The sequence below is a fragment of the Deinococcus frigens DSM 12807 genome (assembly GCF_000701425.1).
GTDB classification, from domain to species: Bacteria; Deinococcota; Deinococci; order Deinococcales; family Deinococcaceae; genus Deinococcus; species Deinococcus frigens.
This window is the reverse complement of record NZ_JNIW01000027.1, coordinates 15,087-32,755: the sequence shown is the minus strand read 5'-3', so window position 1 is coordinate 32,755 and position 17,669 is coordinate 15,087. Positions and strand designations below refer to the sequence as shown.

At 67.2% G+C, this 17,669-nt stretch carries 18 protein-coding genes; 8 read left to right on the top strand and 10 right to left on the bottom strand.

Features of this window, described 5'->3' with window-relative positions; genetic code table 11:
- Positions 1–42 precede the first annotated feature (42 nt).
- Positions 43–777 (top strand): polysaccharide deacetylase family protein, encoded by a 735-nt coding sequence (locus Q322_RS0110940; RefSeq protein WP_029477955.1) that lies wholly within the window; start codon positions 43–45, stop codon positions 775–777.
- A 43-nt stretch (positions 778–820) separates the two neighbouring features.
- Here Q322_RS0110940 and Q322_RS0110935 read toward each other — a convergent pair whose 3' ends face one another.
- Positions 821–1,498, bottom strand: coding sequence for an NUDIX hydrolase (locus Q322_RS0110935; RefSeq protein ID WP_029477954.1), 678 nt, complete (start codon positions 1,496–1,498; stop codon positions 821–823).
- A 122-nt stretch (positions 1,499–1,620) separates the two neighbouring features.
- The gene (locus Q322_RS0110930) at positions 1,621–3,627 is read right to left on the bottom strand and encodes an amylo-alpha-1,6-glucosidase (protein WP_245593224.1); all 2,007 of its coding nucleotides are present in this window, start codon (positions 3,625–3,627) and stop codon (positions 1,621–1,623) included.
- A 194-nt stretch (positions 3,628–3,821) separates the two neighbouring features.
- On the opposite strand from Q322_RS0110930, the gene infC reads away from it, so the two are divergent.
- Positions 3,822–4,487 (top strand): translation initiation factor IF-3, encoded by a 666-nt coding sequence (gene infC, locus Q322_RS0110925; protein ID WP_084147937.1) that lies wholly within the window; start codon positions 3,822–3,824, stop codon positions 4,485–4,487.
- A 156-nt stretch (positions 4,488–4,643) separates the two neighbouring features.
- Entirely contained in the window at positions 4,644–4,889 is a 246-nt protein-coding gene (locus tag Q322_RS0110920) for a glutaredoxin family protein (RefSeq protein ID WP_029477951.1), read from the top strand.
- Between the two features lie 494 nt (positions 4,890–5,383).
- Here Q322_RS0110920 and Q322_RS0110910 read toward each other — a convergent pair whose 3' ends face one another.
- Positions 5,384–6,415, bottom strand: coding sequence for a metallophosphoesterase (locus tag Q322_RS0110910; protein WP_029477949.1), 1,032 nt, complete (start codon positions 6,413–6,415; stop codon positions 5,384–5,386).
- Between the two features lie 6 nt (positions 6,416–6,421).
- Here Q322_RS0110910 and Q322_RS20895 point away from each other — a divergent pair, with 6 nt between their 5' ends.
- Positions 6,422–6,817, top strand: coding sequence for a GNAT family N-acetyltransferase (locus Q322_RS20895; RefSeq protein WP_245593223.1), 396 nt, complete (start codon positions 6,422–6,424; stop codon positions 6,815–6,817).
- A gap of 171 nt (positions 6,818–6,988) precedes the next feature.
- The gene (locus Q322_RS0110900; RefSeq protein WP_029477948.1) at positions 6,989–7,429 is read left to right on the top strand and encodes a DUF3291 domain-containing protein; all 441 of its coding nucleotides are present in this window, start codon (positions 6,989–6,991) and stop codon (positions 7,427–7,429) included.
- Here the strand turns inward: Q322_RS0110900 and Q322_RS0110895 are convergent.
- The 3 genes from Q322_RS0110895 to hisF all read right to left on the bottom strand — a co-directional run bounded on the left by Q322_RS0110895 (position 7,426) and on the right by hisF (position 9,673).
- Positions 7,426–8,019: a 5-formyltetrahydrofolate cyclo-ligase gene (locus tag Q322_RS0110895; RefSeq protein WP_029477947.1), complete on the bottom strand. Its 594-nt coding sequence runs from the start codon at positions 8,017–8,019 to the stop codon at positions 7,426–7,428. The genes Q322_RS0110900 and Q322_RS0110895 overlap by 4 nt on opposite strands.
- Positions 8,020–8,183: 164 nt before the next feature.
- On the bottom strand, positions 8,184–8,858 hold the full coding sequence (gene hisIE, locus Q322_RS0110890) for a bifunctional phosphoribosyl-AMP cyclohydrolase/phosphoribosyl-ATP diphosphatase HisIE (protein ID WP_029477946.1): 675 nt from the start codon (positions 8,856–8,858) through the stop codon (positions 8,184–8,186).
- The gene (hisF, locus tag Q322_RS0110885; protein ID WP_051668452.1) at positions 8,855–9,673 is read right to left on the bottom strand and encodes an imidazole glycerol phosphate synthase subunit HisF; all 819 of its coding nucleotides are present in this window, start codon (positions 9,671–9,673) and stop codon (positions 8,855–8,857) included. Before hisF ends, hisIE begins: the two co-directional genes overlap by 4 nt.
- A 327-nt stretch (positions 9,674–10,000) precedes the next feature.
- Between hisF and Q322_RS0110880 the strand changes: the two genes are divergently transcribed.
- The gene (locus Q322_RS0110880; RefSeq protein ID WP_156953006.1) at positions 10,001–10,438 is read left to right on the top strand and encodes a response regulator; all 438 of its coding nucleotides are present in this window, start codon (positions 10,001–10,003) and stop codon (positions 10,436–10,438) included.
- Positions 10,439–10,552: 114 nt separating this feature from the next.
- Complete coding sequence (locus Q322_RS0110875) at positions 10,553–11,380, top strand: DUF72 domain-containing protein (RefSeq protein ID WP_029477943.1); 828 nt, start codon at positions 10,553–10,555, stop codon at positions 11,378–11,380.
- A gap of 165 nt (positions 11,381–11,545) precedes the next feature.
- On the opposite strand, the gene Q322_RS20890 is transcribed toward Q322_RS0110875, so the two are convergent.
- The 4 genes from Q322_RS20890 to nirB all read right to left on the bottom strand — a co-directional run bounded on the left by Q322_RS20890 (position 11,546) and on the right by nirB (position 15,296).
- Complete coding sequence (locus tag Q322_RS20890) at positions 11,546–12,118, bottom strand: uroporphyrinogen-III synthase (protein WP_245593222.1); 573 nt, start codon at positions 12,116–12,118, stop codon at positions 11,546–11,548.
- Entirely contained in the window at positions 12,067–12,246 is a 180-nt protein-coding gene (locus Q322_RS24545; protein ID WP_245593221.1) for a hypothetical protein, read from the bottom strand. Before Q322_RS24545 ends, Q322_RS20890 begins: the two co-directional genes overlap by 52 nt.
- Positions 12,247–12,248: 2 nt before the next feature.
- A complete protein-coding gene (nirD, locus tag Q322_RS0110865) occupies positions 12,249–12,626 on the bottom strand; it encodes a nitrite reductase small subunit NirD (RefSeq protein ID WP_051668451.1) in 378 nt (125 codons plus the stop codon).
- Positions 12,627–12,692: 66 nt separating this feature from the next.
- Positions 12,693–15,296 carry a nitrite reductase large subunit NirB gene (gene nirB, locus Q322_RS0110860; RefSeq protein WP_051668450.1) on the bottom strand — a complete coding sequence of 868 codons (2,604 nt, stop codon included), beginning with the start codon at positions 15,294–15,296 and terminating at the stop codon, positions 12,693–12,695.
- A gap of 220 nt (positions 15,297–15,516) precedes the next feature.
- On the opposite strand from nirB, the gene Q322_RS0110855 reads away from it, so the two are divergent.
- Positions 15,517–17,652 carry a molybdopterin oxidoreductase family protein gene (locus Q322_RS0110855; protein WP_029477940.1) on the top strand — a complete coding sequence of 712 codons (2,136 nt, stop codon included), beginning with the start codon at positions 15,517–15,519 and terminating at the stop codon, positions 17,650–17,652.
- Positions 17,653–17,669 lie beyond the last annotated feature (17 nt).

Below are 17,669 nucleotides of genomic sequence, written 5' to 3'. Positions count from 1 at the left end.
GGCCCCCCTCTCTGTGGGAGGGGGACTTTGCGGCGCAGGGGGATGAGGGGGCCACCAGGCTGGCCTCGCGTCTGGCCAGTCGTCCAGCCCCTGGGTCTGGTTGTCCTTGCCGCCATCCTGGCCGACGTGCTGGGCCGCGCCGCCGGGTGGGGTGCGCTGGGCAGTGGCCCGCGTGATTCGGGCCGAGTGGCCCTGACCTTCGACGACGGCCCCTCACCGCGCACGCCCGAATTGCTGGCAATTCTGGAGCGGCATGAGGCCCGCGCCACCTTCTTCGTCACCGCACCAGCCTGTGAGGCGCATCCCAGCTTTTTGCAGACGCTCCTGAACAGCCCCCACCAGACCGAGGCGCACGGACGCTGGCACTGCCACGCGCTGCTGCTGACGCCCTGGCGGGAATGGGCACAGATCAGGTGGCATCCACGTGCGGGAGACGCTGGACCGCTGCTGTACCGCCCGCCCTACGGTGGTCACGGCCCGCTGACCCGTCTGCTGGCGCGGCTGGCGGGTCGGCAGATCGCCCTCTGGGACATAGAAGGCCGTGACTGGATCGACGCCGCCGCGCCCACCCTGGCCCGGCAGACCCTGGCCCGCATTCGCCCCGGCAGCGTGGTTCTGCTGCACGACGGTCCGGCAGTCACGCCGCCGCTGCTGGAGCTGTTGCTGGATGGTCTGGCAGCGCGTGGCCTGTCGGCGGTGACCCTGGCCGGGTTGCCCGCAGGGCGCATCGAGCCACGGCAGGGGCTGGCGCGTTTGCGGGCCAGTTACGGGGGGTGAACCGACCCCGGTCTTGTGCCACCATCCACGGCCCACACCCCGCCTACAGCGCGGCCACCCGCACGTTCTTGGCGCGGCGGTACAGTTGCGCGGGGCGGCCCACGCCACTGCGGCGCTCACCGCTGGGGATCAGGATGCCCTGGGCCAGCAGGCGTTTGCGGAAATTGCGCTTGTCCAGGTGGCGGTCCAAGATCGCCTCGTAGACGGTCTGGAGTTCGGGCAGGGTAAAGGTATCAGGCAAGAATTCCAGCGCCAGATTGGCGTATTCCAAGCGCAGTTGCAGCCGCAGCAGGGCGCGCGTCAGGATCGCCTGGTGATCGAAGGCCAGCCGGGGCGGGCGGTGGGCGCTGAGCCATTCCGCGCCCAGGGTGTGGCCGCCGCCGCTGACGCTGACCGTGCCGTGTGGCAGCACCGCCAGATGCGCCACGCTCACGATGCGTCCGCGCGGGTCCCGGCCCACCTCGCCGAAGGTGTAGAACTGCTCCAGGTGGCGCGGTTCGAGCTGCACGGTGGTCTCGGTCCGCAGTTCGCGCAGGGCGGCCTCATGCAGTTCCTCGCCGGGCTGCACGAAACCGCCGGGCAGCGCCCAGTCGCGCGCGTGCGGCAACTGCCCGCGCTGCACCAGCAGGGCGTGCAGTTCGCCGCCGTGCATGGCAAAGGCCGCGATATCCACCGCCAGCCCCACCTGGGTGGCCTGCGGCGGAAGGGCGAGGCGCGTCATGGGGCCGATGCTAGGGTTAGTGTCCGGCAGACGTCAAGTTCAGGTATCTAGCCATAAGTGTGTCGTGTAATCGCCGGGAATAAGCTCTGGGACACGCTTTAACCCGAGTTTTGGGCGATGCGTTACCGTTTTTCTGCCCTGGAGACCAGCACATGCGCGCGCAACAGCTCGGCCACGCTCCATGCCTGGAAGGGGCAGCCGCCCGGCAGCAGCGCGTCGCCGCCAAAGACCTCCGAGACGTGGCCCACGCCCGCCTCCCAGACGTGGCCGCTCAGTCCGTCCAGCGCTTTGCGGGCCTGCGTGACCTCGCCGCGTAAGAGCAGCAGTTCCAGGTACGCGGTCAGCGGCCAGGGCCACACGGTGCCCTGGTGGTAGGCCGCGTCGCGCAGCACCTGCGGGCCGCCGTACTTGCCCCGGTAACGCGGATCGCGCGGCGACAGGGTGTGCAGCCCCAGCGGCGTCAGCAGCTCGGCCTGCATCTGGCGGATGGCGGCGTCCTTTTGTGTGGGCGTGGACGGGGTAGCGGGCAGGGCCAGAGCTAGGGCGGCGTTGGGGCGCACGCTGGGGTCCAGGGTGCCATCTGGCCCGATCACGTCCGCAAAAGTCTGTCCGTCCCAGAATTTCCCAAAACTGCCCTGCGCCTTTAACCTGGCCTCCGCAAATTCCGGCGGCGCTCCCAGCCGTTCCGAGAGCCGCATTTCCGCGTCCAGCGCCGCCAGCCACAGTCCCTGAATTTCAATCGGCTTGCCGTGGCGCGGCGTGACCACCCAGTCCCCCACCTTCACGTCCATCCAGGTCAGTTGCACTGCCGGTTCTCCGGCCAGCAGCAGGCCATCTGCCGGATCGACACGGATGCCGTGATCGGTGCCGCGCAGGTGCCAGCCCAGCAAGTCGCGCAGTTGAGGCAGCGCTTCCCGAGCAAAGTCCAGATCGTCGCTGACAGCCAGATAGCGCTCCAGTGCCACCGCCAGCCACAGCGCGCCGTCCACCGTGTTGTAGCCCGCGCCCTGGCCACCTCCGTGGCCCTTCTGGTGTTCAAGAAAGTGGTTGGGAATCAGCCCGCGCCGCTGGGTTTTCAGGAAGGTGCTGAGCAGCTCGCGGGCCTGTGCGAAACGCCCAGTCAGCAGCGTCAGGCCGGTCAGCGAGATCATGGCGTCGCGGCCCCAGTCGGCAAACCACGGATAACCCGCGATGACGCTGGTTCCCGCCGGGCTGCTGCGCCGCACCAGATAGGCGTCCGCCGCCACCGCCAGCGTCGCCACCAGATCGTCGGTTATTCCACAGGTCTGCTGCGCTAGCTCAGCCAGTTCGCGGCGTCGCGTCGCCTCCTGCCCGTAGGCCAGCCAGGGATCGGGAAGCTCAGGCGTGGCGTCGGTCATTCCCTGGACCACCAGCGCCACCTGACCGCCGCCCGCTGGAAACTGGACTTCCCACAACGCCGCGCCCAGCGTGTACTCGTGATCGGGTTCGCCGCGCGCCGCGTCGTGGCGGTAGTAGACCCGCTGGGGAAAGGGTTTTGGGGCAAAGGCCATGATCTCCGCCCCCGACGCGTGCAGCCGGACCCGCGTGGTCCGTTCGCCGCGCACCAGGACCTCTTCACTGTTGGTCTGAAATTTTAGCTTGGGGGCCTCCGCGTGGACGTGGTGCATATCGCGGTCCACAAAGTAGCCGCCCAGCGTCAGCGTGACGGTTTCCGGCGCGTCCACCGTGTACAGGTACGCAACCGCGCCCGCGTGGGCCGGGCTGACCATCCGGCGCGTCACGCGGACGCCGCCCACCATCTGCACCCGTTCGGGCAGCAGGTCACGCAGGGTCACGCCGCTCAGACCCTCCAGCCCGCGTCCCTCGAACACGCCCGGCGCGAGTTCCAGGGCATGCAGGCTGTGACGCTGGCCGCCCACTTCCAGCACCTCCAGCGGTGAGACCAGATGAGTGAAGCGCTGCACAGGGGGCGACTGGCTGACCACCAGGCCCGAATAGCAGCGCGTCGGCACCCCGGCCACGCTGGACAGCGCGAAGCCGCCCAGTCCGTCGGTCAGCAGCACTTCCAGATCGGGATCGCGGGCGTGCAGGGGGCCGTAGTGGTGCGAGTGGGCGGCGGGCGATGAAGACAGGGCAAGACCGTTCATAGCGGGGAGCATGGCAGAAAGCGGGCGGCGGCGCGGCACCCGGCCAGTGTTGACCTGGGGCCACACCACAAAAGGACAGGGGGCGTGCGTGGTAAACTGAGATGTTTACCCGCCACAGCTTTCAACGTGAATGTGGGTTCAGCCGCCCCAACCCGTCAGCAATGACGCTGTCAGCGTGCAGGGGGCGCGCGGAGGTGATGAATATAGCGAAAGATCACAAGGTCAACGAGCAGATTCGCGTCCGGCAGATTCGTCTGATCGGCGGGGAAGGTGAGCAGGTGGGCATTATCGACACGCGCGAGGCGATGAACATGGCGCGTGAGGCGGGAATGGATCTGGTGATGGTCAGTCCACAGGCCGTGCCGCCCGTCTGCCGTTTGCTCGATTATGGCCGCTTCCGCTACGAGCAGCAGCAAAACGAGAAGGAAAACCGCAAGCGGGCGCGCGCCCAGGAAGTCAAGGCCATCAAGTTCCGGGTCAAGATCGACGCGCACGACTTCAACACCAAGGCCGGGCATGTGCGCCGTTTCCTGGAAGAGGGCCATAAGGTCAAGGTCACGATCATGTTCCGTGGCCGTGAGCGTACCCATCCCGAACTGGGCGAACGCATCCTGGTGCGTGTGGCCGAGACCCTGGCCGACGTCGGCGTGCCGGAAAGCAACCCCAGCATGATGGGCATGGACATGAACATGATCATGACCCCAAGGGCCGCCCCCGCTCCCAGGAAAGAGCGCGACGAGGACGGCGAGATGGTTGCGGTCGCGCCCACGGACGCCCAGCCCGACGCCCAGCCTCAGATCATCGCCCAGGCCACCGCCCCCAAAGCGGACGCGCCCGCCGAAGCCCCCGCCCCGGCGTAACGCTCCAGGATACGCAACGGCCTGCCCGCGCGGTGGGCCGTTCGCCTTTGCTGAACCGGCGCACTTGTCATCCCTGCTTTATTTAGTAAACTGGTACGCCGGGCGGGGGACGGTGATCGCCCGCATTTGACTCACCACACACCGGAGGAACTGCCCATGATCAAGATGTACACCACCACCTGGTGCCCCGACTGCCACGCCACCAAACGCGCCCTGACCAGCAAGGGCCTCGACTTCGAGGAAATCAACATCGAGCAGGATGAGGGGGCTGCCGAATACGTGATGAAGGTCAACGGCGGACGCCGCAGCGTGCCCACCCTGGTCAGCGGCGACGTGGTCCATAGCCTCAGCGGCTTTCGCCCGCAGAAGCTGGACGCCTTCCTGGCCGAAGCCGGGCTGTAAAGAGACCCCGGACCCCTACCCTTTCCCCTGCGGAGAGGGCTTTTTTTGACCCTGACGGTGGGGGAGGGCGGCCTGCCCCTCCTTGCCCAGCGTGAGCAGTTCCGTGACGCTGTCATTGCTGGCCGATTTCACCAGCCCCACGCACCCGGCGGACCATTCCTCAACCTCGACCGGATTGTGGTTGAGCGGCACTGGCCGCAACTTGCCCACCACGCGCAGGTTCTGCCTGACTTTCCAGGCACTGCGGGTGGCACGGTGACCTTTTCGCGGCCCATGACCTGCCGCTCAGGAGACCCTGCCATCCTTCCGAATCCCAGACCGGGCTGCACGTCGCGCCCGGCCTCCAGGCTGGGGCGGCGGTGAGGCCCCCGCCGTTGCTTTCCTGCTCGCTGTCTTGTCCGGGGCAGCGCCCATGAGGACATTTGAACGCCCGCTGGGATGTCCAAATGTTTTCAACACTTTATCAATAGGAGTCCGTGGAGATGCGGGGCGATCTATCTCGCTGCTTTCCTGATTTCCTGCGCCCCGGCCAGCGTCGGCACTCCGTCTGGGGCCACCGTATAGGTGCTGATGGTGAGGATCTGCGGCGTCACGTCCAGCCACAGGAAGCCGGGCTGCCCGTAGAACTCGGCGGCGGCGGGGCGGGTGCCTTTGCTGCCGCCCTCGGTCTTGCCCGCCGCGCCCGAAACGGCGGTCCAGGTGCCGGGGCATTCGGGCTGCGGCGCGAAGACCTCCAGGGCGTGATCGTGGCCGCTCAGCAGCAGGTCCGCCCTACCGCAGGCCAGCCCGTACAGCTTCCGCACGGCGTCCCCGCGCTGGAAGGCAAAGGGCAGGCCGTCGTAGCGCCCGGCGTCCCCGTGCTTGCCGTTGGAAAACAGCGGATGGTGGCCCAGCACCAGTTTCCAGCGGGCGGGGCTGGCTGCCAGGGACTCCGTCAGCCACGCCTGCTGGGCGGCGTCCCACACGCCTCCGGGCCGCTCGCTGGCGCGGCGCACGGGCAGGTAGGCGGCCAGCGGCGAGGTGTCCACGGCGAAGAACTCGGCCAGCGTTCCCACGGGCGCGCGGTAGGTCCGTCCCGGCATGACCCACTGCGGGTTCAGACGCGAATAGGCGACTTCGGCGTCCGCGCCCCTGGCGTCTGTGCCGTCGCCGTTGAATGTGCCGCTCTCGTCGTGATTGCCCGGCACCATCAGGAAGGGAATGTTCAGCGGGCCGTAAACGTCTGCGAATCTGGTTTTAAAGAGGAGAGAGCCAGCCTCTTTCGGCCCTGCCGGATAGAAATTGTCGCCCAGGCCCACGCCCAGGTCACAGCCCTGCACCGCGCACACGGTCTGCATGGCCGCCGCCACCCGCCGCTGAACCTCCGTCCCGGTCCCCTGATCGCCCATCACCACCACCCGCAGATGTTCGGGATTGGGGACGCTCAGCGTGGCGGTCAAGTCGGCGAGTGGCTGGACCGGTCCGCCGAGGGCGGGGGCGCAGGCGGTCAGGAGCAGGCTCAGCAGGGGCAGAAGTCGGCGGGGCATGCCCGCATGCTACAGAGGGCGGACGCGCAGGGGCGGGCGCGGCGCTACGGTGTGAGGATGCACGTGCGCCCCGCCACCCCCGCCGACTTTCCGGCCCTGAAACCCATGCTGCTGGACATGGGGTTTGTGGAGGACGAGTCGGCGCTGGAACGTCGTTTCCCTTCCTTCTGCGGCAATCCACTGCGCCCCGTACTGGTGGCTCAGGCGGACGGGGGAGAGGTCGCTGGCTACGCTGCCCTGCACGACTACGGTCCTCATCTGCGCTCCGGTGAATCGCACCGTACGGCCAAGCTCGAAGACCTGTACACCGTTCCGGGGTGGCGGCGGCGCGGCGTGGCCCGGTTGCTCATGCGTGCGGTAGAGGACTGGGCGCGGGCAAGACCTTTGCGTTACGTGTTCTGATACGCCAACACCCATGAGACTGGCCCCGCCTACCAGCGCATGGGCTACCGCCCCGACGACGCCGGGCAGGAGAGGAGGGTTTCCTCTACTTCGAGATCGATCTGGGCGATCCGGCAACGCGCATGCCGTACCCGCAACGCGGCTCCTGACCCCGAGCCGCTAGCCTGCCCCATGCAGCTTGCTCAGGTCAACCTCGCCCGTGTGCGCGCGCCATTGGACGATCCCATGATGGCCGAATTCGTGGCAAATCTGGACCCGGTCAACGCACTGGCCGAGGCCACGCCCGGTTTCGTGTGGCGGCTCCAGGACGACGGCGGCAACGCCACCAACATTTCTTACAACGAGAATTCCAGCATCATCGTGAACCTGAGCGTCTGGCAGGACGCGGAGGCGCTGCGCAGCTTCACGTACCGCAGCCATCACACCGACTTCCTCAAGCGCCGCCGCGAGTGGTTCACCCGCATGGACATCTTTGTGGCGCTGTGGTGGGTGCAAGACGGCCACCGCCCCACGGTGCTGGAGGCCAGGGAGCGGCTAGGGCATCTGACCGAGCATGGGCCGATGCCGCACGCCTTTACCTTCGCCAGGGTCTTCGAGCCTCTGGCCCATTAGCCAGCTCCGCCTGAGGACGAATTGGAAATGCGGATCATTCCGCCCTCTGTCGCCAGCCAGGCCACCGGGACGTCGTGCAGATCGGCAGGCAGGTGCGGCACGATCAGCGCCCCCGGAATGACGCCCACGCTCAGGCCGCCGAAACCGGGCAGCAGGCGGTCATAGAATCCGCCGCCGTAGCCCAGGCGGATGCCGCGTTCATTGAAGGCGAGGCCGGGCAGCAGCACCGCGTCTACGCTGCTCAATGGAACCTCGGGTGCGTCGGCGGGCGGCTGCAAGGCTCCGAAGCGGTTCGGCTCAGTGGCGGTGTTCCACGGGTGCAGCGTCAATCTGGGCGTGGGCCGGAAGCGGGCGCGGGGAGCCAGCAACTCGAAGTCGTGGGCCAGCGCCGCTACATCTGGCTCGTCGGGCAGGGCGCGGTAGGCCAGCACCCGCCGCGCGCCCGCCTCCTGCAAGAAGGTATGCAGATGCGCGGTGATTGCTGCCGAGTGATCGGGCAGGGCCGCGCGGCGTTCCCGCGCCCAGGCCCGCCACTGGCCCTTGTCCCATCCGCTCCTGTTGGCGGGGCTGTCGTCCGGGGGGACAGTCATGGCCGGGCCAGCGCGGCTGAACCATGAAAAGCGGGGCAATAAAAGGCAGGGCAATAAAAAAGGGAACGCGTGCCTCCCCAGGTGGACACGCGCTCCTGAACAGCCATATGCGCCGCGCGGGCATTTGGATCAGGCCGGGGCTTCACGCTCCTTTCACCACGCCTTCAGCCCGCTTCCTTCGGCCCCTTCAGGCCGCTCCTTCCCTCGCGGCCTTGCAGGACGGCGGCCACGTCGCCCGGCGAGACGCCCACCTCGGCCATCGCGAACAGGGTGTGGAACAGCAGGTCGGCCACCTCGGTCGCCAGTTCGGCGCGGTCCCCGTTCTTGGCGGCCAGCAGCACCTCGCCGCTCTCCTCGCTGATTTTCTTGAGGACCCGGTCCAGGCCCCCGGCGTGCAACCGGGCCACGTAACTGCCCTCCGGCAGCGTGGCGAGGCGCTCCGAGATGGTGGTATAGACGCGCTCCAACGTGCCGTCCAGGCCAGCCGTGGGGGTCTGGTCTTCCAGCAGCGGCGTGTAGAAGCACGAGTATTCCCCGGTGTGGCAGGCGGCCCCGGTCTGCTCCACGCGGTACAGCACGCTGTCGCCGTCGCAGTCTACAGACACGCCCAACACGCGCTGGGTGTGGCCGCTGGTTTTCCCCTTGATCCACTGCCCCGCGCGCGAACGGCTGTAATAGGTGGCCTCGCGGGTGGCCAGGGTGCGTTCCAGCGCGTCCCGGTCCGCATACGCCTGCATCAGCACCGCCCCTGTGCGCGCGTCCTGCGTGACCACCGGAATCAGGCCGTCCGCGCCGAAGTTCAGGGCCGAGAGGTCAGGGGGCTGGGGTGCGCCGCTCATCTGGCCCCGCCTTGCAGCACGGCCTCCTCCACAGTTGCCGTGTCCTGCCATTCGGGCCGCACCGCCACGCCCTGCGCGTGCAGGTACGCCTTGACCTGTGGCACGGTCAGTTCGCCGAAGTGAAAGACGCTGGCCGCCAGCGCGGCGTCGGCCAGCCCGGCGGTCAGGACCTCGTAAAAGTCCGAGAGTTGCCCCGCCCCGCCGGAGGCGATCACCGGCAGGTCCACCGCGCGGGCCACGGTGCGGGTCGCCTCCAGGTTAAAGCCCGCCTGCGTGCCGTCGGCGTCCATGATGTTCAGACAGATCTCGCCCGCGCCCAGCGTCTGCCCGCGCACGGCCCACTCCAGCAGGTCCAGCCCGGTGTCCACCCGCCCGCCCGCGCGAAAGACGTTCCAGCCGCTGCCGTCCGGGCGGCGCTTGGCGTCCACCGACAGCATCACGCACTGCGCGCCGTGGTGGTCACTGGCCTCGCGGATCAGCTCGGGGCGGGTCAGCGCGCCGCTGTTGACGCTGATCTTGTCGGCCCCGGCCAGCAGCAGTTGCCGGAAGTCCGAGAGCGCATTCACGCCGCCGCCCACCGTCAGCGGCATCATCACCTGCTCGGCCACCCGCGCGGCCACGTCCAGCATCAGGCCCCGGCCCTCGTGGGTGGCGGTGATGTCGTAAAAGACCAGTTCATCGGCCTGCTGCTGCTCATAGACCTGCGCTAGCACCAGGGGATCGCCCGCATCGCGGTGATCTTCAAAAAAGCGGACGTTCTTGACCACCCGGCCATTTTGCACGTCCAGACAGGGAATGATGCGCTTGGTCAACATGTCCCGGAGTTTACGTGACCACGGGCGCGGCGCGCGGCAGGCGTCTACCAGGCCGGACCTGGGGGGTCTGATCCTGGCGGCTGGTGCGGCCCCACGGCCCGCCTTATCATGAGAGCTGCTTCCTGCCGCTCAAGACCAGATTGTGTCCTTCTACACACAAAATTTGCCCAATGCCAAGTTGTTCACACCCCCCTTGAAGTTTAAGATTCCTTTATTCACTATGCTAAACTGGAGGCATCTGGTGGCTTCCCCAGGCCGAGCCAGCCACCCCGGACCACCTGTGTATCGACAGGGCGGTCTGCCGGCCCACCCTTCATGGAGAATGCCGTGATCACGCACCGAATCCTGCTCGTCGACGACAATCCCAACGATCTGGAACTGGCCCTGTCTGCCATCGGCAGCGAGCGGGTAGGCGATTCCCGGCCCGAAGTCGTGGTGGCCGGGGGCGGTCAGGAAGCCCTGGGTTTACTGCGCTGTGCGGTTCAGGACAATACCCCCCTGCCGGACCTGATCCTGCTGGACCTGAAGATGCCTCAGATGGACGGTCTGGCCGTTCTGGACGCCATCCGCGCAGAGTCAGCTCTGCGCGATATCCCGGTGGTGATGCTGACCACCAGCGGCGAGGACCGCGACATCCGCGATTCCTACGCGCACGGCGCGAGCGCCTACGTGATCAAGCCGCTGGACTTCGCCCAGTTCAGCGAGGCGATGCACACCATCCAGGCGTTCTGGACCGATCTGAACCGGCATCCGCGCCTGTACTGAGCGGGCCAGAAGAACGGAAGGCGTGGAGGCTGTTCCGTGCCTTTTTTAAGGCTCCATCTTGAACCCGCCTTCATCCCGGACCCTGCCGACTGACCCACGCTCTACCCTGAATTCATGCGCGTGTATATCGGCTGCGGCGGCTACAGCAACGACGACTGGACGGCCCCCGGCCTGATCTACGAGGGCGTCAAGAAAGACGGCTATCTGGACGCCTACGCCCGGCATTTCGATGCGGTGGAGCTAAACAGCTCGTTCTATGCCATCCCCGGCCTGAAAGCCTTTGGGGGCATGGCGCGCAAGTCCGGCGGGCGCACGCGCTTTGCCGTCAAGCTGAACAAGGCGTTCACGCATGACCGCGCGCCCACCGACGCCGACTATGACCGGATGCTCCAGAGTCCAGAACCGCTGCGCGACGCCGGGCTGATGGGGCCGTATCTGGCGCAGTTTCCTTACTCGTTTCACCGCACTGCCGACAACCGCAAATACCTGCTGGCGCTGGCCGAGCGCTTTGCCGGACACGAATTGGCCGTGGAGCTAAGGCACGCCAGTTGGGACAAACCCGAGGTGCGCGAGGGCATGGGCGAGTTCGGCCTGATCTGGGTCAGCCCCGATTACCCCCCGGTGGGCGGCATGCCCGAACCGCAGGTACATGTCACCGGCGACGTGGGCTACCTGCGCCTGCACGGGCGTAACGAGGGAAGCTGGTGGGAGGGCAAGAGCGCCGCCGAGCGTCACGACTACCGCTACAACCGCGCCGAGATGGACGAGTGGGCCGAGAAAATCGCGCTGGTGGCCGAGGATTTGAGCGAACTCTATATCTTCTTTCAGAACACGACCAAGGGCCACGCCCTCAAGAACATCCCCATGCTGCGCGAGGCCCTGAATGCGCGCGGCGTGCCCGTGCAGACGCCGGATGCGGGGGATGATGGGCGGCTGTTGTAGGGAGGACCCCTCACCCGCCGAGTGGCGCGGCACTCTCTCCCCGTGGTAGAGGGTCAGAAGGTGACTCGGCATTTGCGCCCTCACCAGAAGGGGCAACAAAAAGCCCCTCTCCGCAGGGGAGAGTCGCAGACCTGCTTGCAGAGGGGTTGGGGTGAGGGGCCTGTTTTACCCCGCCCGCAAAAGCCGCCGTTTCTCGATAATGCCCGGCGTGTGTTCGGCGGCCAGGCGCACCAGAATGCCCATCTTGTGCGGATTGGCCTCCAGATCGATCCGCAGGCCCAGATCGGCGGCGGCCTCGCTGCACGCCGGGCCGATGCTGACGATCACCAGACGGTTCAGCGCCTCGCGGGCGTGGGACAGCAGTCCCAGCCCCTCGGCGTATTTCAGGAAGTGCAGGGCCTGGGTGCCGCTGGACAGCAGCAGCACGTCCGGGCCGCCCAGCACGCAGTCGCGCACCGACGCGTCCAGCGGGCCAGTGTCCAGCGGGAAGGCGCAGCGGTACACCGGCAGGCTGGTTACACGCAGGCCCGCGAAGCCCAGTTCGCGCAGCATCGGGGCGGGCATGGCCTCGCCGTATTCCAGCAGGACGGCGTGTTGCCCGGCCTCCAGGGCAGACAGCAGGTGGGCCTGGACCTCGTGCCAGGTGTGGGGTTTGGCGACATTCACGCCCAACAGACCGAATTCCTTCAGCGCCTGCATGGGCTTGTTGCCGCGCGCCACCAGTTGAATGCCGCGCAAGGTGTCCAGATGGCGCGGGTCAGGTCCAGCTTCTGCTCGCGCATGCTGGGGGCCACCACGGGCACGCCGCCGTATTTGCCGATCAGCGTCGCCATTTCCTCGGCGCCGCGCGATTCCAGACTCAGCACCCTCAGTCCACCAAACCAATCCATACCTCACCTTCCTGAACCCGCGCAGGGTAGGTGGGCAAGGTCATGTCCGCGTGGTCCAGCGACTGCCCCGTTTCCAGATCGAAGGCGTGTTTCAGCAGCGGCGAGGCCACCTTGGGCCGTTCCTTTGCTTCCCTGTCGCGGTAACTGCCCGTCAGCCCGCGCGAGATCACGTCTGCCCCGGTGAAGGGATCGCGGTTGCTCACGGCGTAGACCTGCCCGGCGACATGAAAGACGGCGATCTGCCGTCCGTCCACCAGCGCGCAGACGCCCAGGCCCGGCAGGATGTCCGCCAGACTGCACACGCGCTGCCAGGAAGGAAGGGGAGGGCTGGAATGGGGATTAAGATTGAGGGTCATGGGGACTCCTTTGGAGTGGTCAGAGGGTCTGGAAGTTAAAAGGTCTGGGGGTCTGAAGGTTTTTCGCTAGTCGTCCCCGCCTGCCATCGGCAGCGGCGTCAGACCCTGCGTCATCTCATGGGCAAATGCCGGGCGCAACTGGCCGCGTTCCTCCACCCACTGCAACCCGGTGTCGCGGGTGTCGGCGTTGACGAACGTGCGGAAACGGGCAGGAGTGGCGGGATCGGCCAGGGCGGCGGCCCACTCGTCCTCGTAGCTGCCGACGTGCTGATCCATCGCGGCGTCCAGATCGGCACACAGGCCCAGAGAGTCGTCCATGATCACGGCGCGCAGATAATCCAGACCGCCCTCCAACCCTTCCAGCCACGCGCTGGTGCGCTGGAGGCGGTCTGCCGTGCGGACATAGAACATCAGGTAGCGGTCAATGGTGCGGGTCAGGGTTTGCTCGTCCAGCCCCTCGGCCAGCAGCAGGGCGTGTCTGGGGGTCACGCCGCCGTTGCCGCCCACGTACAGGTTCCAGCCCGCCTCGGTGGCGATGATGCCGAAGTCCTTGCTGCGGGCCTCGGCACACTCGCGGGTGCAGCCGGACACGCCACTTTTCAGCTTGTGCGGGCTGCGCAGGCCCCGGTAGCGCAGTTCTAGCCGGATTGCCAGCCCGGTGCTGTCCTGCACGCCGTAGCGGCACCACGTCGAACCCACACAGCTCTTGATGGTTCGCAGGCTCTTGCCGTAGGCGTGTCCGCTCTCGAAGCCCGCCGCGATCAGTTCGGCCCAGATGGCGGGCAGATCGTCGCGCTGCGCGCCCAGCAGGTCGATGCGCTGCCCGCCGGTGATCTTGCAGTACATGCCGAAATTGCGCGCCACCTCGCCAATGGCAATCAGGCTATCCGCCGTGATTTCGCCGCCCGGCACACGCGGCATCACCGAGTATGTGCCGTTCTTCTGGATGTTGGCCAGAAAGGCGTCGTTGGTGTCCTGAAGCGGCGCGTGCTGCGGCTTGAGCACGTATTCATTGTGCAGGCTGGCGAGGACGCTGCCCACGGCGGGTTTGCAGACCTCGCAGCCCAGGCCGCTGCCGTGCGCGGCCAGCACCCCATCCCAGGCGCGGTGTCCCCTGACCCGGATCAAGTTGAACAGCTCCTGGCGCGAGTAGGCGAAGTGTTCGCAGAGGTGGTTGCTGACCGTTTCGCCCAGCCGCCGCAATTCACCTTGCAGCAGGCCGTGCAGACTTGGTACGCAGCCGCCGCAGCCCGTCCCGGCCCCGGTGCAGCTTTTGAGCGCCTTGATATCGCGCGCACCCTCGCCAATCGCGTTGCACACGGCGTCGGCGCGCACGTTCTCGCATGAGCAGATCAGGGCGTTGGTGATTGCGGGCAGGACAGCGCCGCCCGGCAACGGTGGCACGATCAATGTTTCGGGCGGTACGGTCAATGGCGTCCCGAACAGCGCCAGATCGAGCAGATCGTTATAGCGCGCGGTGTCGCCCACTAGCAGCCCGCCCAGCATACGCAGGCCGTCGGCAGACAAAACAAGTTTGCTGTAGGTGCCGCGCACGTTGTCACTCAGGGACACGGTGCGGCAGCCTTCGGTCACGCCTTTTGCGTCGCCAAAGGAACCCACCTCCACGCCCAGCAACTTGAGTTTGGTGGAGAGGTCAGCGCCCGTAAACGTCGCCGGGGCGTTTCCCAACCCCAGCCCATGCAGGATACTGGCCGCCGCCACCTTCGCCATGCTGTAGCCGGGGGCCACCAGGCCGTAGATGCGCCCGCCGTGCAGCGCGCATTCGCCCACCGCGTACACGCCCGGCGCGCTGGTCTGGCAAGTGTCGTCGATGACAATGCCGCCGCGTTCGCCCAGCGCCAGCCCGGAAGCCCGTGCCAGATCGTCGCGTGGACGGATGCCCGCCGAGAAGACCACCAGATCGGCCTCCAACGCGCTGCCATCCGCGAAGGCCAGACCCGACACGCGCCCGCTGTCGTCCAGCGTCACCTCAGAGGTGGACTTACCCACATGCACGCCAATACCCATGTCCTCAATGGTGCGGCGCAGCGTCTGGCCGCCCTCTGCGTCTAGTTGGGCGGGCATCAGTTGCGGGGCAAATTCCACGACATGCGTGGTCAGCCCCAGCTTTTGCAGTGCGCCCGCCGCCTCCAGCCCCAGCAGCCCGCCGCCGATGACCACGCCGCTCCTAGCATTCCTGGCCGCGTCCCGGATCTGTTCCAGGTCATCCAGCGTGCGGTACACGAAACAGCCGGGCGCGTCCCTGCCAGCGATGGGCGGCACGAAAGGAAAGCTGCCGGTGGCAAACACCAGGGCGTCGTAACTGAGGGTCTGATCGTTTACCTGAATAGTCTTTTGCGCGGTGTCTACCGCCTCAGCCTGCCCGTAGACGACGCGCACGCCACCCTGCTCATAGCCCTCAGCAGTCGCCAGGGCCAGATCGGGGGCGGGGTCATCGAAGTGGCTGGACAGGTGAACGCGGTCATAGGCCAGCCGCGATTCCTCGCAAATGACAGTGATTTGTGGTGTCTGTTGAGGTGCTACAGCGCCCGCCTGGGTTTGCAGTTGCTCCACCAGGCGGTGGCCCACCATGCCATTGCCGATCACGACGATCTGAGGCGGGCGGGTGGGGGTAGGTAGGGACGTGGGTTGGTTCTGTGGCTGAGGCATAGCAGGCTCCTGAAACGTCCTCCACGGTTGGAGGCGGGGGAGTCGGGCTGGCGTGGGGCCAGACCTGCTGCCTATTGGGACCGATTCTGTGCAGTTTGTCAAGAGACTTTTGAACAGACCGCATGTCTTCTAGACCTATATGGCTGGTTGTCTCGTTAATTCTGTCAGCTAATCGGTCTTGGCCTTGACACTTTGCAAAGCATCCCGCAGGCTCAGCCCCATGACCGCGCCTACCTCCCTGCCCACCGCTGCCCCGCCCGGCCCGCGCGTCGTTCGCACCACCTGTCCGTACTGCGCGGTGCAGTGCAACTTCGATGTCCATGTGGAAAACGGTCTAGCCGTCAAGCTGATGCCCACCAGGGAATGTCCGGTGGCGCACGGAACGGTGTGCAAGAAGGGGCAGGCGGCGCTGAACGATCTGCGCCATCCCGAACGCCTGACCGATCCGCTGCTCCGCAAGGACGGTCAACTGGTGCCGGTGTCCTGGGCCGAGGCGCTGGCCTACGTGCGGGACGCCCTGACGCCGCTGCTGGACAGCAACCCGGCGGCGGTGGGCGTGTACGGCAGCGGCAGCCTGACCAACGAGAAAACCTACCTGCTGGGAAAATTCGCGCGGCTGGCCCTGAAGACGCCGAACATCGACTACAACGGGCGCTACTGCATGGCCTCGGCCAGTGCGGCGCTGAACCGCACCGTGGGCTATGACCGGGGGCTGGGCTTTCCGCTGGGCGAGATGGCGGGCAGTGACCTGATTCTGCTGGTGGGCGCGAACATCGCAGAAACCTTGCCGCCGATCATGCAGTACCTGAAGGCCGCCAAGGACCGGGGCGGTGTGGTGTACAGCATCGATCCGCGCGCCACCGTGACCGCCAGGGTGGCCGGGCAACATCTGGCCGTGCGCCCCGGCAGCGACGGCGTGCTGGCGCTGGGCCTGATCCATCTGATGAAACGCTGGGGCAAGATTCGCCCCACTGCGCCCGCCCACGGGCTGGCCGAGGTGCTGGCCCACGCGAGTGCGTACCCGCCAGAGCGCGTGGCCGCCGAATGTGGTCTCCCGGAGGGCGAGCTGTTGCTGCTGGCCAGACGCTACGCCGAGGCCGCCAAGCCGCTGATCCTGACCGGACGCGGCGCGGAGCAGCATGCCCACGGCACCGATACCGTGCAGGCGTGGCTGAACCTGTCGTATCTGACTGGGCATTTTGGCAAACCCGGCGGCGGCTACGGCACCCTGACCGGCCAGGGCAACGGCCAGGGCGGGCGCGAACACGGCCAGAAGAACGATCAGCTTCCTGGCGCGCGTTCCCTGCGCGATCCCCGCCACCGCGCCGAGATGGCGGCGTTGTGGGGCTGTGCGCCCGAAGACCTGCCCCAGCCCGGTCTGAGCGCCCAGAACCTGCTGAACGCCTGCGGCCAGCCGGGCGGCGTCGAGGCCCTGGTCGTGCTGGGCAGCAATCCGGTGGTCAGCGCGGCGGGGGCGGGGCAGGTCACCGAATGCCTGAAGGCTTTAAAGCACCTGATCGTGATCGACTTCCTGCCCAGCGAGACCGCCCGGCTTGCCACGCTGGTCCTGCCCGGCGGCATGTGGTGCGAGGAGGAAGGCACCACCACCAACCTGGAAGGCCGTGTGCAGCGCCGCCGCAAGGCCATCACCGCCCCCGGCGCGGCCCGCGAGGACTGGCGCATTCTGTGCGATCTGGCGGCAGCCGTCGGACGCCCGCAGGGTTTTAAATACGCCACGTTCCGCGAGTTGCAAGGCGAATTCTTTCGGGCCACGAAGGGCGGCAAGGCAGATTACAGCGGCCTGAGCGCCGAAAGGCTGGACCGCGCCAGTGCCCAGTGGCCGGTGCGCCACCCGGACGGCCCCGACACCCCCCACGCCTACGCGCCCGCCTATCCCACCGCCGACGGCTGGGCCACGCTGCACGTTCCCGAATTGCCCGCTCCCGCCCCGGCCCGCCAACTGACGCTGACCACCGGGCGGCTGGGCTACCACTATCAGAGTGGTACCCAGACCCGGCGCAACGCCGCTTTAATCGCCAAAAATGGGGGCGATCACGGCGCACAGGTCCATCCCGAAACGGCCCGCGACTACGGCCTGCGCGTGGGTGAGGAGGTCATCCTCCGCACGGCGCACGGGCAGGTCACGCTGCCGCTGAGCCTCAACCCCGGCCTGCGTCCCGATACCGTTTTCCTGCCCTTCCACTGGCCCGAGGCGGCCAACCTGCTGACCGATCCCGACACCCTGGACCCCCACTCGCAGATGCCCGCGTTCAAGGCGACGGCGGTGACGCTGCTCCCGGCCCACGCTCAGGCGTTCTCGGTGGCGCGCGGCGGCCTGGAGATTGTTCTGGGCTGAGCTGTCCGGTTTCCGCC